Below are 17,297 nucleotides of genomic sequence, written 5' to 3' on the forward strand. Positions count from 1 at the left end.
CTCTTTAACTGCTCAACCAGCGGAGCGTACCCGTACCCCCATTCGGGTAACGATCGTTGAGTCCTCCGGGCGCGCAGCCCCAACCCCGCGCCCCGGAGGACGACCATGAGCCCGCTCGCAACAGGCCCCGCACCGCGCCTGGATTCAGGCCTCGCTTCAGGCCCCCAAGGCCCGGCCGCCCTGAGGCCGTTGCTCACCACGGTCCTCGAAGCCCTGCGCACCGGCGCCGCCGCAAGAAGAGGCCCCCTCCCCACCGGCGGCCCCGAAACAGTCGCCGCACGCATACGCACCGCCCTGGGCGACCCCATCCCCCCACACGGCGACCCGGACGCGCTACGCACCCTCGTCCACGCCTTCGCCGCAGGCGCCGCCGACCCCGCCGACCCCCTGTGCACCGCCCACCTCCACTGCCCGCCCCTCGCCGTCGCCACCGCCGCCGACCTCGCCGCCTCCGCGCTCAACCCCTCCCTCGACTCCTGGGACCAGGCCCCCGCCGCCTCCGAGCTGGAAGCCCTGGTCACCGCAGCACTCGCCAAGGAGGTGTACGGCACACCAGCGGACGCCCTCGTCACCACCGGCGGCACCGAGTCCAACCAGCTCGCCCTCCTCCTCGCCCGTGAACTGAACGGCGCCGTCCAACTCGTATGCGCCCAGAACGCCCACCACTCCCTGCACCGCGCCACCTGGCTCCTGGGCCTCCCCGAACCCATCACCGTTCCCGCCCCCGCAGGCGCGCTCGACCCCGCCACCCTTGCCGCAACCCTCACCAAGCTGCCCGGCCCACTGATCGTCGCCGCCACCGCCGGCACCACCGACGCCGGACTCATCGACCCGCTCCCCGCCATCGCCGACGTCTGCCAGGCTCACGGCGCCCGCCTGCACATCGACGCCGCGTACGGCGGAGGCCTCCTCTTCAGCGACCGCCACCGCAGCAGCCTCGACGGACTAGCCCGCGCCCACACCGTCACCCTCGACCTGCACAAACTCGGCTGGCAGCCCGTCGCCGCAGGCCTTCTCGCCGTCCGGGACCCGCACGACCTCCGCGTACTGGAACACCACGCCGACTACCTCAACGCCGACGACGACACCGAGGCCGGCCTCCCCGACCTCCTGGGCCGCTCCCTGCGTACCACCAGACGTCCCGACATCCTCAAGATCGCCGTCACCCTCAAGACCCTCGGACGGCAAGGACTCGGCGCGCTCGTCGACCAAGTCTGCGCCCACGCCCGCGAGTTCGCCCACCTCATCGCGTCACACCCCGGCTTCGAGCTCTACGCACCGCCCACCATCAGCACCGTCCTCTTCCGGCCCGCCCACTGGACCGACGACGCCGTCGCCGACGTACGCCGCACGCTCCTCACCGAGGGCAGCGCCGTCCTCGGCCGCGCCCGCCCCGGCGGCCGCCTCTGGCTCAAAGCCACCCTCCTCAACCCGCACACCACACCCGGCGACCTCGCCGCCCTCCTGAAACTGGTGGAAGGACACGCACCCCGATGATCCCGAGTCCTCGCCCCGCACAGCACGAACCCGAGGCACCCCGCGACCTGGTGGGCATCGGCATCGGCCCCTTCAACCTCTCCCTCGCCGCCCTCGCCCAGCCCCTCACCGAACTCGACACCGCCTTCTACGACCAGCGCCCCGCCTTCGACTGGCACCCCGGCCTCCTCATCGACGGCGCCACCCTCCAAGTCCCCTTCCTCGCCGACCTGGTCACTCTCGCCGACCCCGTAAGCCCCTGGTCCTTCCTCAGCTACCTCCGCAGCCGCGACCGCCTCTTCCCCTTCTACTTCGCCGAGCGCTTCCACATCCACCGCGCCGAATACGCCGCGTACTGCCGCTGGGTCAGCGACAACCTCCCCGGACTCCACTTCGGCCACCGCATCGACGCCGTCCGCTGGAACCCGCACCGCGACCTCTTCGAAGTCGACTTCACCCGACGACCCGAAGGCGGCGCAGGCGCGGAAAGCGGGGAGGCCCGCGGCCGTACGTACGCCAAGAACCTCGTCCTCGGCATCGGCACCGCCCCCCACATCCCCGAACCGCTCCGCCCCCTCGTCGAAGCCCCCGGCGTCCCCGTCATCCACGCCGCCGACTACCTCGAACACCGCGAGCGGCTCCTCACCGCCGGCCACATCACCGTCATCGGCTCAGGACAGTCCGGCGCCGAGGTCTATCTCGACCTCCTCCGCCACCGCCCCGCAGGCCGCGAAAAGATCCACTGGCTCGCCCGGACAGAAGCGTTCGCCCCCATGGAGTACTCGAAACTCGGCCTCGAACACTTCACCCCGGACTACACGCGCTACTTCCACGCCCTGCCCGAGCCCGTACGCGACCGCCTCATCCCCGCCCAATGGCAGCTCCACAAAGGCATCGACGCCGACACCATCGCCGCCATCCACGACGAGCTCTACCAGCGCACCCTCCACGGCGGCTGGCCCGACACCGTCCTCACCCCCGGCGTCCATGTCCGCACCGCAGGCCGCATCGACAAGACGGCCATCGAGCTCCACCTCGAACACGTCCAGCAGGGCACCCGTACCCGCCTCACCACCGACGCCGTCGTCCTCGCCACCGGCTACCGCGAACGCCCCCTCGACCCGCTCCTCGCCGGCCTCGACCCCTACGTGAGCCGCGACAGCGCCGGCCGCCCCCACATCGACGACCAGTACCGCCTCAGCCTCGACCCCGCCGTCACCGGCTCCCTCTACGTCCAGAACGCCGAACTCCACACCCACGGCGTCGGCACCCCCGACCTCGGCCTCGCCGCCTGGCGCAGCGCCACCATCCTCAACTCCCTCACCGGCAAAGACCCTTACCCCCTCCCACGGCGCACCGCCTTCACCACCTTCGGCCTCGAAGACGGGATCACGGGGAGAGGGGATCGGGGCAAAACAGGGGCGCTCTCCCGCGTCCGTGTCCCGTGAGTGCGCGAGCCGGCCGCAGGCGTGGAGCCGACGGCAGCGCGTCACATAGCCACGACAGCGGTCTTTCCGCCATCCACAGTCAGCGTGGTGCCGTTGATGTAGGAGGCCTTGGGTGACACAAGGAACCGGACAGCGTTCGCGACCTCTTCGGGGTCTCCGCCACGTCCGGCAGGCAGCGAGGCGAGGTAGGTGCCGTACATGTCGCGGATGCCCTCGTTCACCGGGGTGATGATGAAGCCGGGATCGACGGAGTTGACCCGTACCCCTCGAGGGCCGTACTCCGCCGTCCACGACCTGGTCATCATTGACAACGCCGCCTTCGAAGCCTGGAAGGCGCACGTCCCGGCAGCGGCCATCGAGGTGCTCAGACTTCCTACGTTGACGATGGCTCCTCGGCCGCGCTCGGCCATGGCCGGGGCGAAGGCGCCCGTCAGGATGAACGGCGCCTTGGCGTGGACGTTGAAGGCAGCGTCGTACATCTCCTCCGGAGTGGACTCGGTCGGTGCGAAGCCTCCACCGCCGGCGTTGTGCACCAAGACGTCGAGCGGGCCGTCGATGGCATCCCGTATCCGCTCGACCAGACCGCGCACCGCCGCGGGATCGCCCAGGTCGGCGACCAGATCGACCGCCCGGCCGCCTTCGGCCTCGATGGATCGACGAGTCTCGGCGGCCCGCTCTCGATCGCGCCCCGTGACGATGACCGAGTACCCGTCCTGAGCCAGGCCGGCCGCCGTCGCACGACCGATCCCACTCGTCGAACCGGTCACCAGCGCCCATAACGCGCCCGGCGTTGATGTCTCTAAGTGGTTGTGCTCGCTCATTGTCGCGTCCCTTTCACGTTCTCTGGTGGGTGATCACCTCGTCGGCGATCACCGGGATCGTATTGCCCCGCAACCTGCCAGCAGGCAGCGGTCGCAGCAGAACCCGACAACGGCTCAGTCCCACAACCAGGCCACCGATGACAGAGTGGGACGTATGACCTCAGCCGCAGAGGAACCCCGACCCGCAACCCCCTACGGCACGCCGGACGCACCCCGCCTCGCCGTCCGCGGTGAAGCACACCTCGAAGTCGACCCCGAAATCGCCCGCATCGGCGTCACCGTCATGGCCCGCGGCACCGACCGCCGCTCCGCCCTCGACGACCTCACCCGCCGCAACGCCACCGCCCTCGACCTGATCAAGACGTACGGCCAGGCCGTCGAGCACCTGGAAACCGGCGCCTTCTCCATCAGCCCCGAACTCACCAAACACGGCCGCGGCGAACGCATCCGCGCCTACCACGGCCGCGTCCACACCACCGCCGAACTCACCGACTTCACCGCACTCGGCGAACTGACCACACGCCTGGCAGACCTGGACCTCACCCGCGTCGACGGCCCCTTCTGGGCGCTGCGCCCCACCTCACCGGCCCACCGCCAAGCCCGCCAACAGGCAGTACGCGAAGCCGTCCAACGCGCCCGCGAATACGCCGAAGCACTCGGTACGACCCTTGCGGCGCTGGTCGAACTCGCCGACATCGGCGCGGAAAGCAGCGAACGTTACGCAGTGGCCGCCTCGAGCCGCATGCGCAGCGCCGGTTACGCCGGCGCCATCGAGGAATCCGGCGCCGCACCCCTCGACCTCGAACCCCAACGCCAGCACGTCTACGCCCACGTAAATGCCCGCTTTACGATGGCGCCCCCGGAGCTGTAATCACTGCCTTAAATGCTCATCGGAGCACCCCGGCGCACAATTCAACACTTGTCAATAGCCCTTCACGCAAAGGTCGTTGAGTAGTCATGCACGACCAATTCCCTACCCGCCGGTAAGCCCTAGGCTCGAACCATGCGCCGAGCAAAGATCGTCTGTACTCTGGGCCCCGCCACCGACTCGTACGACCAGATCAAAGCACTGGTCGAAGCCGGAATGGACGTAGCCCGCTTCAACCTCAGTCACGGCATCTACGCCGACCACGAGGAGCGCTACCAGCACGTACGAAAGGCCTCCGACGAAAGCGGCCGCAGCGTCGGAATCCTCGCCGACCTTCAAGGCCCGAAGATCCGACTCGGCCGATTCAGCGAAGGTCCCGTACTGCTTGAACGCGGCGACACCTTCACCATCACCGTCGAAGACGGCGTCCAAGGCGACCGCCAGACCTGCGGCACCACCTACGACGGACTCGCCGCCGACGTCACCACCGGCGAACGCATCCTCGTCGACGACGGCAAGGTCTGCCTCGAAGTCACCGGCGTCGACGGCCCCCGCGTCCACACCACCGTCGTCGAAGGCGGCATGGTCTCCGACCACAAGGGCCTGAACCTCCCCGGCGTCGCCGTCTCCGTCCCCGCCCTCTCCGACAAGGACGAGGCCGACCTCCGCTGGGCCCTGCGCACCGGCTTCGACGTCATCGCCCTCTCCTTCGTCCGCAGCGGACGCGACATCAAGGACGTCCACCGGATCATGGACGAGGAGGGGCGCCGCCTCCCCGTCATCGCCAAGGTCGAAAAACCGCAGGCGGTGGACAACATCGAAGACATCGTGGCGGCATTCGACGGCATCATGGTCGCCCGCGGCGACCTCGGCGTGGAAATGCCCCTGGAACAGGTCCCGATCGTCCAGAAGCGCGCCATCAAACTCGCCAAGCGCAACGCCAAGCCGGTCATCGTCGCCACCCAGATGCTCGACTCGATGATCGACAACTCCCGCCCGACGAGGGCAGAGGCGAGCGACGTCGCCAACGCCGTCATCGACGGCACGGACGCGGTGATGCTGTCCGGCGAGACAAGCGTCGGCAAGTACCCGATCGAAACGGTCAGCACGATGTCCCGCATCGTGGAAGCGGCAGAGGAAGACATCCTCGCGAAGGGCCTGCCGCCCCTGACCGAACGCAACAAACCCCGCACCCAAGGCGGCGCCGTAGCCCGCGCAGCAGCAGAAATGGGCGACTTCCTGGGCGCAAAGTTCCTGGTGGCCTTCACGCAGAGCGGCGATACCGTCCGCCGCCTCTCCCGCTACAGGTCGCCTATCCCTCTCCTGGCCTTCACCCCGGACCCGGCCACCCGCTCCCAACTCAACCTCACCTGGGGCGTAGAAACCTTCCTCGGCCCCCACGTCAACTCCACCGACGCGATGGTCGACCAGGTCGACGAACAACTCCTGAAGATCGGCCGCTGTCAAAAGGGCGACATCGTGGTGATCACCGCTGGGTCGCCGCCTGGGGTCTCTGGCTCGACGAACTTGGTCCGGGTACATCACATCGGCGAGGACGACGCGCCCAAGTAGTGGGGCGCAGCAAAGAGCGGATGTTCACGACCACGTGAGCATCCGCTTCTTGATAGTGACCTTGGAATCTAAGGAAAAGTGCCCCGGGTCGGACTCGAACCGACACTGTATGGGTTTTGAATCCATTGCCTGCTGCCAATTGGGCTACCGGGGCCCAGTGAATCGAAGGTTTACCCCGACCCGCTGCCCGTCCACCATACCGCAGCTGGGTACCCTCTTGGAAAGCAGTACCTCTGCCCTGAACGAGGAGCCCCCGTGACCGCCCCCGAGTCGCCCCAGCCCGTAGACGCGCCCGACGAGGACAAGTCGCACGTGCCTCCGCTGACGACCCGTGTCGTCATCGCCGAGGACGAGGCGTTGATCCGTCTCGACCTCAAGGAGATGCTCGAAGAAGAGGGCTACTCCGTCGTTGGTGAGGCCGGTGACGGTGAGGAGGCCGTCGAGCTGGCTCGGGAGCATCGGCCGGACCTGGTGATCCTCGATGTGAAGATGCCGAAGCTGGATGGGATCTCCGCGGCCGAGAAGATCGCCGAGGAGTCCATTGCCCCCGTCCTCATGCTGACTGCCTTCTCGCAGCGTGATCTTGTCGAGCGGGCCCGTGATGCCGGTGCGATGGCGTATCTCGTCAAGCCGTTCAGTAAGAGTGATGTGGTTCCGGCGATTGAGATGGCTGTCTCGCGCTTCACTGAGTTGAAGCAGTTGGAGAAGGAGATTGCCGATCTGACGCAGCGTCTTGAGACGCGCAAGCTTGTCGATCGTGCGAAGTCGGTTCTGCAGACGGAGTACGGGCTTACGGAGCCGGCGGCGTTCCGGTGGATTCAGAAGACGTCGATGGATCGTCGCATGTCGATGCAGCAGGTGGCGGAGGCGGTTATTCAGGACGCGGAGGAGAAGAAGGCCGCGAAGGACTGATTCGGTACCTGCACGCGCGTACACGCGCATATACGACGAGGCCCGCGCCCCCTTTCCAGGGGCGCGGGCCTCGTCGTATGCAGGTGAGGAGCTTAGTCCTCGCCCAGGTACGCCTTGCGTACGGATTCGTCGTGCAGGAGGTCCTGTCCGCTGCCGGAGAGGACGATGTTGCCGACTTCCATGACGTGTCCGTGGTCGGCCAGTGACAGCGCCGCCTGGGCGTTCTGCTCGACCAGGAGAATGGTCGTGCCCTGGGATTTGAGTTCGGCGATGGTGGCCATGATCTTCTGCATCATGATCGGCGAGAGGCCCATGGAGGGTTCGTCGAGCATGAGGAGTTTGGGCTGTGACATGAGGGCGCGGCCCATGGCGAGCATTTGCTGCTCGCCGCCGGAGAGGGTTCCGGCGGCTTGTTTACGGCGTTCCCCGAGGATGGGGAAGAGGTCGTAGGCCCGCTGGATGTCCTTCTCGATGCCGGCTTTGTCGTCGCGGAGGAAGGCGCCGAGCCGCAGATTGTCCTCGATGGTCATGCGGGGGAAGATGTGCCGCCCCTCGGGGGAGTGGGCGAGTCCCAGCGAGACGATCTGGTGGGCCGGGGTCTTCTTCAGCGATTTGCCGCCGAATTTGATCTGGCCGCTCAGCGGCTTCAGCAGACCCGACAGGGTGCGCAGTGTCGTGGTCTTGCCGGCTCCGTTGGTGCCGATGAGGGTGACGACTTCGCCGGCTTCGACCTTGAAGGAGATGCCTTTGACGGCTTCGATTTTGCCGTAGGCGACGCGGAGTTCGTCGACTTCGAGGAGGGCGGTCATCGGTCGTTCTCCTTGCGGGGCGCGGCGTCCGTCGGGGTGGCGGCGTTGGCCTCGGCGGCTTCGACTTCCGCTACTTCTTTGGCGCCCGGGGCGTCTTCGAAGGGTTCTCCGAGGTAGGCGGCGACTACGCGTTCGTCGCCTTGGACGGTTTCGCTGCTGCCTTCGACGAGTTTTTCGCCCTGAACGAGGACTGCGACGCGGTCGCAGAGGTTGAAGATGAAGCGCATGTCGTGCTCGATGACGAGTACGGCGATGCCCATGTCCCGGATGGCGAAGACGAGTTCTTCGGTGGCCCGGGTTTCCTGCGGGTTCATGCCGGCGGTGGGCTCGTCCAGCAGGAGCAGGCCCGGCTCGCTGGCGAGCGCCCGCGCGATTTCCAGCTTGCGCTGTTCGCCGTACGGGAGGTTGCGGGCGAGGTGTTCGGCCTTCTTGTCGAGGCCGATGAACTTGAGCAGTTCCATGGCCCGTTCGCGGGAGGCGGCTTCGGCTTTGTGGAAGCCGGGGCCGCGGAGCAGCGCGGACCACAGCCCTTCCTTCGTACGGGTGTGGCGGCCGACGAGCACGTTTTCCAGAACCGTCATGTTGGCGAAGAGCCGGATGTTCTGGAATGTGCGGGCGATTCCGGCGGCGGTGACCTTGAAGGATTTCGCCGGCAGGACGGTGCCTTTGTAGCGGACCTCTCCCTCGGTGGGGATGTAGAGGCCGGTGAGGCAGTTGAAGAAGGTTGTTTTGCCGGCGCCGTTGGGGCCGATGAGGCCGACGATTTCGCCGCTGTTGACGGTGAGGTCGACGTTGCGTACGGCGGTGAGGCCGCCGAAGCGCATGGTGACGCCGCGGGCGTCGAGGACGGTCTCGCCGGGCGTGGGTGCGGCCGGTGCGGTGTCCTTGGTGGTGGTGTCGGTTGTCATGGTGGTCAGGCCCCTGCCTTGCTGAGGACTGTGGGCGCTTCCGTTTCTTCGTGGAATTCGAGCTGGCGGCGCCGGTTCGGGATGAGGCCTTCCGGACGGAAGCGCATGAGCAGGACGAGCGCGAGGCCGAAGGCGAAGAGCTGGTAGTCGCCGAGGAATTGGAGCTTGGCGGGGATCAGGTAGAGGAGTGCGGCGCCGACGAGGGGGCCGCTGATGGTGCCCATTCCGCCGAGGACGACTGCGGCGAGGAGGAATGCCGAGTTCGGTGGTACGACGTGGGCGAATTGGTATTGCTCGGGTGTCACGGTGTAGGTGACGTGGGCCTGGACGGTGCCGGCGAGGCCGGCGAGTGCGGCGCCGAGGGCGAAGGCGATGAGTTTGACGCGGAATCCGTTGATGCCCATGGCGAGGGCGGCGGTTTCGTCTTCGCGGATGGCGATCCAGGCGCGGCCGATGCGGGAGTCGCCGCTGCGTCGGAAGACGATGACGACGATGAGGGTGATGAGGAGCATCAGCAGGAAGTAGTTGGCGAAGCGGGCGATGGTGAACCCGGCGATCGTGTGTTCCTGCCCGAAGTCGAAGCCGAAGATGTTGAGGTTCGGGATCGACGCGATGCCGTTGGAGCCGTTGGTGATGTCCGGGCCCGAGGTGCCGTCGGCGTTGAGGACGGCGATGCGGAAGATCTCACCGAAGCCGAGGGTGACGATGGCGAGGTAGTCGCCGCGCAGTCGCAGGGTGGGGGCGCCGATGAGGACGCCGAAGATCATGGCGACTGCTGCGCCGAGGAGGGCGGAGGCCCAGAACGGCAGGTGGATGTCGAAGGGGGAGGAGGGGGATCCGGAGACCATGGCGCCGGTGTAGGCGCCGACGCCGAGGAAGGCGACGTATCCGAGGTCGAGGAGCCCTGCCATGCCGACGACGATGTTCAGGCCGAGGGCGACGGTCGCGAAGATCAGGATGTAGACGCCGATGGTCGCGTACTGGTCGTCGGACTGCGTGAACGGGAAGGCCGCGGCGGCGACGAAGGCGCCGATCATCGTCACGTTGCGGTGTTTGGAGGTGATCGCGGAGACCCTGGCGACCAGTCCTGCCTTGGTGGCGGCGGCGAAGCCGAAGCCCACGGTGATCATGAAGCCGACGAAGAGCTCGTCGTATTCGGTGCCGATGCCGTAGGTGAAGACGGTCAGGCCGATGGCGAGTGCCGCGACGATGATGAGGATTTCGGCGTACGCGGGGAGCGCGCGGGCCGGGGTTACGTCGCTGGAGGCGAAGGCCGATTTGAAGACCGTCAGCTTGTTGCGGGTGTTGTGGCGGAACTGCTCCCAGTCGGTGTCATCGGGGTCGGCCGGTTCGGTGACGGGCCGTTCGAAGGGCAGGGAGAGTGCGCCGAGGAGGGTCGCGAGGGTGACGATGGCGACGACCCAGCCGCCGGGTTCGAGGTTGGCGAGGCCGCCGAGGTTGACGCTGATCGCGATGATCGTGAACCAGGCGGTCGTGAAGGCGGCGAGTGCGGCCAGCTTGATGGCGCTGTCGGCGGAGCCGGGGGTGAGCCAGCGCAGGCCCTTGATGCCGTAGGAGGCGAGGCCGAAGAGCGCGGTGAGGGCGCCGGCGATGAGGACGAGGACCTGGAGGCCGCCGGGGTAGCCGTAGACGGTCAGGTCGCCGGGGAAGGCGTCGGTCCAGGTCCAGGCGAGGAAGGTGGACACGACGGTGAGGACGCCGCCGCCGGTGGCGAGGGCGCGGCCCAGGTTCTCGGGCATGCCGATGAGGCCGCTGGGCTTGCCCTTGGCCGGGGTGCTCGGCGTCTGGGGTGCAGTGGTCTGTGTGGTCATCGGTGTCACGCCCTGTCCGCCACGCGCTCACCCATCAGGCCTTGTGGCCTGAAGAGGAGGACGAGGATGAGAAGTACGAAGGCCCAGACGTTGGCCCAGGACTGGCCGCCGAGTTGCTCCATGCCGGGGACGTCGGCGATGTAGGCGGTGGCCATGGTTTCGGCGATGCCGAGGACGAGGCCGCCGATCATGGCTCCGTAGATGTTGCCGATGCCGCCGAGGACGGCGGCGGTGAAGGCCTTGAGGCCGAGGATGAAGCCCATACGGAACTGGACCTGGCCGTACTTGAGGCCGTAGGCGACGGCTCCGACGGCGGCGAACACGGCGCCGAGGGCGAAGGCGACCACGATGATGCGGTCGGTGTTGATGCCCATGAGTTTGGCGGTGTCGGGGTCCTGGGCGGTGGCCTGCATACCGCGTCCGGTGCGGGTCTTCATGACGAAGTAGGCGAGGATCGCCATGCTGATGGGGGCGACGATCACCAGGAAGACGTCACCGGTCTGGAAGGTGACGTTGCCGATCTCGAAGGGGCCGCCGGCGATCTCCGGGAAGTTGATGGATTCCTTGGCGTCCGGGTACCAGGCCCATACGGCCTGCTGCAGAGCGAGGGAGAGGCCGATGGCGGTGATGAGGGGGGCGAGGCGTGGTGCGCCGCGCAGTGGGCGGTAGGCGAACCGTTCCGCTCCCACGGCGACGATGACCGCGGCGATGACGGCGCCGAGGAGCATCAGTGGCAGTGCGACCCACATGGTGGTGCCGTCGGGCAGGACGTACAGGTAGACCGTGAGGGCGCCGAACCCTCCGATCATGAAGATCTCGCCGTGGGCGAAGTTGATGAGCTGGACGATGCCGTAGACCATCGTGTAGCCGATGGCGACGAGCCCGTACATGGATCCCAGTAGCAGGCCGTTGACCAGCTGCTGCGGCAGTTCGTTCACCGCATGTCCTCCGAGACTTCGGATATGTCGAGGGATTTGGACCGGATGCGAGTCCGCGCGGGGCGCCAGTGGTGCAGCGCCCCGCGCGGCTCGTTCAGTGATGCGGGTGTGATCAGCCTTCGTACGTGCCGGACTTCACCGGCTTCCACTCGGTGCCCTCGACCGAGTAGACGGTGAGCTGCTTGTTGGTGGTGTCACCGAATTCGTCGAAGGCGACCTTGCCGGTCACTCCGTCGAAGGTGACGTTCTGCATGGCTTCCGTGATCTTCGCGCGGGCGTCGTCCGGGAGTTCGCCCTTGTTGTCCTCGACGACCTTCTTCACGGCCTGGATGATCGCCCAGGTGGAGTCGTAGGAGTAGCCACCGTAAGCGGCGAAGGGCTCCTTGTATCCGGCGGCCTTGTAGTTGGCGACGAACTCCTTGGCGGAGGGGAGTTCCTCGACGGGCGCGCCGACGGAGGTGGCGAGGTCACCCGCGCTGCCGGCTCCGGCGAGCGATATGAACTCGGGGTCGTAGATGCCGTCGCCGCCGACCAGCGGGATCTTGGCGCCTGCGGCCTTGATCTGCTTGCTGAGCGGGCCGGCCTGCGGGTACTCGCCGCCGTAGTAGACGACGTCCGCGCCGGAGTTCTTCACCTTGGTGGCGACCGCGGAGAAGTCCTTGGTCTCGGGGTCGATGTGCTCGGTGCCGACGACCTGGCCGCCGAGCTTCTTGAACTCGTCGGTGAAGGTGCCGGCCAGACCGGCGCCGTAGGTCTTCTTGTCGTCGATGACGAAGACCTTCTTCTTCTTGGCGTCGTTGAAGACGTACTGCGCGGCGAACGGGCCCTGGATGGCGTCCGTGGTCGCGGTGCGGAAGTACGACTTGTACGGGCGGACCTTGTCGCCCTTCTGCCAGTCCTGACCCTGCGTCAGGGTCGGGCCGGTGTTGGCGGGCGAGACCTGGACGAGCTTCGCGTCGTCGAAGACCTTCTGCATGGACTCGGCGACGGAGGAGTTCAGCGGACCGACGGCGCCGAGGACGTCCTTGTTGGCGACGAACTTGGTGGCGTTCTGCTGGCCGGACGAAGGCTGTGCCTGGTCGTCGAGAGCTTCGATCTTGAAGGTTATGCCTTCGACGACCTTCTGCTTGTTGGCCTGCTTGGTGGCGAGGTCGGCGGAGTTCTTGATGCCGAGGCCCAGGGCCGACAGGTCGCCGGTCAGCGGGGCGTCGACACCGATGACCACGGTGGTGCCACCGCCGCCGGAGTCCGAGCCGCCGTTCTCGTCGCGCGAGCCGCAGGCGGTGAGTGTGAGTGCTCCCGCCGCCAGCGCGGCGGTGATGGCGATGAGCGAACGTTGGCGCACGATCAGTCCTTTCCCATGCGCGGCCCTTCCCTGTAGAAGTGGCCGAGTCGAGCGCTGGTCCGAAGGTGATTCGGATCCCGATAGCGCCGTGACTGGGCGTGACTCTAAGCGTGTGTAGGGAACGTGGAGGAGGGTCTGGCCAATGCTGTGACGCTCTTGTTATGACACGAGGTAATGCAGAGCGGTACTCAGTGGGTGGAAGAGTGGAATTACGGCCGATTCGCCCGGTCCGCATTGTGAGACAGTGCAGGCCTCACCAGGTGCGGTCAGGAGTGTTCTACGGTTTTGGTGATGACGCGGAGTTGGTGCCGCAGGCTGCTTGAACGGCTTCCGAGAGGTCCTGTGCATAGCGCTCACCAAGGATGAAACTGTGCACTTGTATTGCGCGCGTATTACGCAGAGTTACGTCCAGGAAAGGCAGTCCGGCGTTCCTCGGCACTTGTGCGCATTCCGTCACCTGCATGGTGATGTTGATCTTGTGGGGAAAGCCGGTCCTTGTCCGGAAAGGGAGTTGGGGAACCGAGGCCAGCGAAAGACCGGCGTAGGGCTGCGTGATCCGCAGCACGGTGACCTGAGGGCCGGACTGAACGGTCAGCTCCACTCCGATGCTGAAGCTCTTGGGCGGAGCGTTTTCAGGTGTGGGCTCCCGCCCGAGGTAGGTGATGCCGACCACCTGTGAGGGGTACGGCGGCGGGTCCGGCGGGGCTTCTTCGGGCCGGGTGACGTAGAGGTAGCCGCCGCCCGCGAGGAGTGCGACCGCGGCCACGATCGCCAGGACGAGGCGGCGGTGCCGCGTATACGCCTGCGCGAGGCGTCCGCGCGGTGGTTCCGGCGGGGGTGGGGCGTCCGGAGCCGGGAGGTCCCACGCGCGTGTGCCTTCGCCCGGCTCGACGGGGCCGACGCCGCTCATCCCCACGGCTCCCTGCTCGGGGCGCCGGGGCGGTACAGGTCCTCGCAGCCCGCGCGCGTTTCGCGGTCGATCAGCCGCTCGGCGGCCTGTGCGCCCTTGCTCTTCTTCTCGGTCCGGGCGGCGTCCACGACCTTCATCAAGAGCTCGTACTGCCTGCCGGACAAGCCCATCGACTGGTAGTCCCCGTAGGTGTCCCCGGCCAAGGCCTCCCGCGACCAGTACGTGACGATCCGCGTGCACAGGTCCTCGGGAGGAGTGGCCGACGGCGACGGCGAGCCGGCACCGGTCCGCGCGGCATCCCGCGGACCCGCGCTGTCCTTCGAGCCGTCCTGTCCGCACCCGGTGATCAGGCCGCCGGTCAACAGCGCGAGCCCGAGCCCGAATCCGAGCGCGGCCCCCGACCAGGGGGCTCCTCCCGATGTCATGCCTTGACGCTAAGCCGCCGGGTGCCGGGGAGCAACGGCCCTGTGGACAAGCACCGTGCTGTGGACAAATCCGGTACCCGCCAGGGTGATTGGGGTCCGGCAGAACCGGGTTCAGAAGCGACGGGGATCAGTCCGCGGCCCGTACGCGCTCCTCGTCGCTCGCCGTCACATCACGCAGCAGACAGGTGAGCCGCGCGGTGCATACGCGCTTGCCCGCCTCGTCACTGATCGCTATCTCGTACGAAGCGGTGGACCGGCCCCGGTGCAGGGGTGTCGCGACACCGGTGACGAGGCCGGAGCTGGCTCCCCGGTGGTGCGTGCAGTTGAGGTCGATACCGAGGGCGATCTTGGAGCTGCCGGCGTGCAGCATCGCGCCGATCGAGCCCAGCGTCTCGGCGAGCACGGCGGAGGCGCCGCCGTGCAGCAGCCCGTACGGCTGGGTGTTGCCCTCGACCGGCATGGTGCCCACGACGCGGTCCGCGGAGGCCTCGCTGATCTCGACGCCCATGCGCGTGCCCAGGTGCCCCGCGGAGAACATGGCGACGAGGTCGACGCCCAGGGTCGCGTACTCGTCGATGACCTCTTGCGGGAAGTTCACGTGCTGGTGCTCGCCCATGGGCTCCGGCTCCTTTGTCTTTCGGCCGCCTGTCGGCGCGCTCGCTAAGCGAACGCTCAGTTGGCAGCCGATTGTTCCAGACGGACCACGACGGACTTGCTGGCGGGGGTGTTGCTGGTGTCCGCGGTGGCGTCCAGGGGGACCAGGACGTTCGTCTCCGGGTAGTAAGCCGCCGCGCAGCCCCGCGCCGTCGGATAGTGCACGACCCGGAAGCCGGGGGCGCGCCGCTCCACACCGTCCTGCCACTCGCTGACGAGGTCGGTGTACGAGCCGTCGGCCAGGCCCAGCTCACGGGCGTCGTCGGGGTTCACGAGCACGACCCGGCGGCCGTTCTTGATGCCGCGGTAGCGGTCGTCCAGGCCGTAGATCGTGGTGTTGTACTGGTCGTGCGAGCGCAGGGTCTGCAGCAGGAGACGGCCCTCGGGGAGCTTCGGGTACTCGACGGGCGCGGCGGTGAAGTTGGCCTTGCCGGTGGCGGTGGGGAAGCGGCGCTCGTCGCGCGGGGCGTGGGGCAGGGCGAAGCCTCCCGGATCGGCCACGCGCGCGTTGAAGCCCTCGAAACCGGGGACCACGCGCGCGATGCGGTCGCGGATCGTCGCGTAGTCCTTCTCGAACTCCTCCCAGGGCGTGCGGGATTCGTCGCCGAGGACGCGGCGCGCGAGGCGGCACACGATGGCCGTCTCGGACAGCAGGTGCTCGCTCGCGGGCTCCAGGCGGCCCCGTGAGGCGTGCACCATGCCCATGGAGTCCTCGACGGTGACGATCTGCTCGCCGCTGCCCTGGAGATCACGCTCGGTGCGGCCGAGGGTCGGCAGGATCAGGGCACGCGCGCCCGTGACGGCGTGCGAGCGGTTGAGCTTCGTGGAGACATGCACCGTGAGCCGGGCACGGCGCATTGCCGCCTCGGTGACCTCGGTGTCGGGGGAGGCCGACACGAAGTTGCCGCCCATCGCGAAGAACACCTTCGCCTTGTCGTCACGCATCGCGCGGATGGCCCGTACGACGTCGTAGCCGTGCTCGCGCGGCGGTGCGAAGCCGAACTCCCTCTCCAGGGCGTCCAGGAAGGCCGGTGCGGGGCGCTCGAAGATGCCCATCGTGCGGTCGCCCTGCACGTTCGAGTGGCCGCGCACCGGGCACACGCCCGCGCCCGGGCGCCCGATGTTGCCGCGCAGCAGAAGGAAGTTGACCACCTCGCGGATGGTCGGCACGGAGTGCTTGTGCTGGGTCAGGCCCATGGCCCAGCACACGATGGTGCGTTTCGAGGCGAGGACCATGCGCAGCGCTTCGTCGATCTGCGCGCGCGTGAGGCCCGTCGCGGTGAGCGTCTCGTCCCAGTCGGCGGCGCGGGCCGATTCCGCGAACTCCTCGTAGCCGTGGGTGTGTTCGCGCACGAACTCCTCGTCGACGGCGCCCTCCGTCTCGAGGATCAGCTTGTTGAGGAGGCGGAAGAGGGCCTGGTCCCCGCCGATGCGGATCTGCAGGAACAGATCGGTCAGGGCGGCGCCCTTGAACATGCCCTGGGGGGTCTGCGGGTTCTTGAAACGCTCCATGCCCGCTTCAGGGAGCGGGTTCACCGTGATGATCCGCGCGCCGTTCGCCTTCGCCTTCTCCAGGGCCGAGAGCATGCGCGGATGGTTCGTGCCCGGGTTCTGCCCGGCGACGATGATCAGATCCGCTTTGTAGAGGTCCTCCAGGAGGACGCTGCCCTTGCCGATGCCGATCGTCTCGCTGAGCGCGGACCCCGACGACTCGTGGCACATGTTGGAGCAGTCCGGCAGATTGTTCGTGCCGTACTCGCGGGCGAACAGCTGATACAGGAACGCCGCTTCGTTGCTGGTGCGGCCGGAGGTGTAGAAGAGGGCCTCGTCCGGGGAGCCGAGGGCGGTGAGCTCCTCCGCGATGATGTCGAAGGCCCGCTCCCAGGACACCGGCGCGTAGTGCTCGGCGCCCTCCGCCAAATACATGGGGTGCGTGAGACGGCCCTGCTGCCCCAGCCAGTAGCCGCTGCGGGTCGCGAGGTCCGCCACCGAATGCGCGGCGAAGAAGTCCGGCGTGACCCGGCGCAGCGTCGCCTCCTCGGCGACCGCCTTCGCGCCGTTCTCACAGAACTCCGCCTTGTGCCGGTGCTCCGGCTCCGGCCAGGCGCAGCCCGGGCAGTCGAAGCCCTCCTTCTGATTGACCCGCAGCAGCGTCAGCGCCGTACGCCGCACTCCCATCTGCTGCTGGGCGACGCGCAGCGAATGGCCGATGGCAGGCAGGCCGGCCGCTGCATGCTTCGGCGCGGCGACCTGCGGCGCGTCCTGAACCGGATCCCCCTGGGGCGGCTTGCCGGCCATCTCGGCCTCCTCATTCGAGCGCATGTGTGAGGTACGTCTTTGATCCTGCCACGCGCCGGTGACAACAACCGTGGCCGGGCC

At 67.7% G+C, this 17,297-nt stretch carries 15 protein-coding genes and 1 tRNA gene; 5 read left to right on the forward strand and 11 right to left on the reverse strand.

Annotated features, from left to right (window positions below):
* Positions 1-105 precede the first annotated feature (105 nt).
* Together ACQEVY_RS35550 and ACQEVY_RS35555 are read left to right on the forward strand one after the other, a co-directional pair.
* Entirely contained in the window at positions 106-1,497 is a 1,392-nt protein-coding gene (locus ACQEVY_RS35550) for a pyridoxal phosphate-dependent decarboxylase family protein (RefSeq protein ID WP_432953534.1), read from the forward strand.
* A complete protein-coding gene (locus tag ACQEVY_RS35555; RefSeq protein ID WP_432953535.1) occupies positions 1,494-2,924 on the forward strand; it encodes a lysine N(6)-hydroxylase/L-ornithine N(5)-oxygenase family protein in 1,431 nt (476 codons plus the stop codon). Before ACQEVY_RS35550 ends, ACQEVY_RS35555 begins: the two co-directional genes overlap by 4 nt.
* Positions 2,925-2,965: 41 nt before the next feature.
* Here ACQEVY_RS35555 and ACQEVY_RS35560 read toward each other — a convergent pair whose 3' ends face one another.
* Positions 2,966-3,745 carry an SDR family NAD(P)-dependent oxidoreductase gene (locus ACQEVY_RS35560; protein WP_432953537.1) on the reverse strand — a complete coding sequence of 260 codons (780 nt, stop codon included), beginning with the start codon at positions 3,743-3,745 and terminating at the stop codon, positions 2,966-2,968.
* Between the two features lie 154 nt (positions 3,746-3,899).
* On the opposite strand from ACQEVY_RS35560, the gene ACQEVY_RS35565 reads away from it, so the two are divergent.
* Complete coding sequence (locus ACQEVY_RS35565; RefSeq protein ID WP_432953539.1) at positions 3,900-4,616, forward strand: SIMPL domain-containing protein; 717 nt, start codon at positions 3,900-3,902, stop codon at positions 4,614-4,616.
* A gap of 132 nt (positions 4,617-4,748) precedes the next feature.
* Entirely contained in the window at positions 4,749-6,185 is a 1,437-nt protein-coding gene (pyk, locus tag ACQEVY_RS35570; protein WP_432953540.1) for a pyruvate kinase, read from the forward strand.
* Between the two features lie 79 nt (positions 6,186-6,264).
* Here the strand turns inward: pyk and ACQEVY_RS35575 are convergent.
* Positions 6,265-6,339, reverse strand: a tRNA-Leu gene (locus ACQEVY_RS35575).
* Between the two features lie 101 nt (positions 6,340-6,440).
* Between ACQEVY_RS35575 and ACQEVY_RS35580 the strand changes: the two genes are divergently transcribed.
* Positions 6,441-7,097, forward strand: coding sequence for an ANTAR domain-containing response regulator (locus tag ACQEVY_RS35580; RefSeq protein WP_432953541.1), 657 nt, complete (start codon positions 6,441-6,443; stop codon positions 7,095-7,097).
* 92 nt (positions 7,098-7,189) lie between these two features.
* On the opposite strand, the gene ACQEVY_RS35585 is transcribed toward ACQEVY_RS35580, so the two are convergent.
* The 9 genes from ACQEVY_RS35585 to ACQEVY_RS35625 form a co-directional block, all read right to left on the reverse strand.
* Complete coding sequence (locus tag ACQEVY_RS35585) at positions 7,190-7,906, reverse strand: ABC transporter ATP-binding protein (RefSeq protein ID WP_328772355.1); 717 nt, start codon at positions 7,904-7,906, stop codon at positions 7,190-7,192.
* On the reverse strand, positions 7,903-8,814 hold the full coding sequence (locus tag ACQEVY_RS35590; protein WP_432953543.1) for an ABC transporter ATP-binding protein: 912 nt from the start codon (positions 8,812-8,814) through the stop codon (positions 7,903-7,905). Before ACQEVY_RS35590 ends, ACQEVY_RS35585 begins: the two co-directional genes overlap by 4 nt.
* A 5-nt stretch (positions 8,815-8,819) precedes the next feature.
* A complete protein-coding gene (locus tag ACQEVY_RS35595) occupies positions 8,820-10,646 on the reverse strand; it encodes a branched-chain amino acid ABC transporter permease (RefSeq protein ID WP_432953546.1) in 1,827 nt (608 codons plus the stop codon).
* Between the two features lie 5 nt (positions 10,647-10,651).
* Positions 10,652-11,584 carry a branched-chain amino acid ABC transporter permease gene (locus ACQEVY_RS35600; RefSeq protein WP_432953547.1) on the reverse strand — a complete coding sequence of 311 codons (933 nt, stop codon included), beginning with the start codon at positions 11,582-11,584 and terminating at the stop codon, positions 10,652-10,654.
* A gap of 112 nt (positions 11,585-11,696) precedes the next feature.
* Positions 11,697-12,929: a branched-chain amino acid ABC transporter substrate-binding protein gene (locus ACQEVY_RS35605; protein WP_432953549.1), complete on the reverse strand. Its 1,233-nt coding sequence runs from the start codon at positions 12,927-12,929 to the stop codon at positions 11,697-11,699.
* 277 nt (positions 12,930-13,206) lie between these two features.
* Complete coding sequence (locus ACQEVY_RS35610; protein WP_432953551.1) at positions 13,207-13,839, reverse strand: Tat pathway signal sequence domain protein; 633 nt, start codon at positions 13,837-13,839, stop codon at positions 13,207-13,209.
* Complete coding sequence (locus tag ACQEVY_RS35615; RefSeq protein WP_432953552.1) at positions 13,836-14,264, reverse strand: hypothetical protein; 429 nt, start codon at positions 14,262-14,264, stop codon at positions 13,836-13,838. Before ACQEVY_RS35615 ends, ACQEVY_RS35610 begins: the two co-directional genes overlap by 4 nt.
* A 127-nt stretch (positions 14,265-14,391) precedes the next feature.
* Positions 14,392-14,880, reverse strand: a complete 489-nt coding sequence (locus ACQEVY_RS35620; RefSeq protein ID WP_432953554.1) for a hotdog fold thioesterase — start codon at positions 14,878-14,880, stop codon at positions 14,392-14,394.
* Between the two features lie 56 nt (positions 14,881-14,936).
* On the reverse strand, positions 14,937-17,216 hold the full coding sequence (locus tag ACQEVY_RS35625; protein ID WP_432955581.1) for an FdhF/YdeP family oxidoreductase: 2,280 nt from the start codon (positions 17,214-17,216) through the stop codon (positions 14,937-14,939).
* Positions 17,217-17,297: the final 81 nt, after the last annotated feature.

This window comes from Streptomyces sp. CA-288835, from assembly GCF_050936385.1.
Taxonomy (GTDB): Bacteria; Actinomycetota; Actinomycetes; order Streptomycetales; family Streptomycetaceae; genus Streptomyces.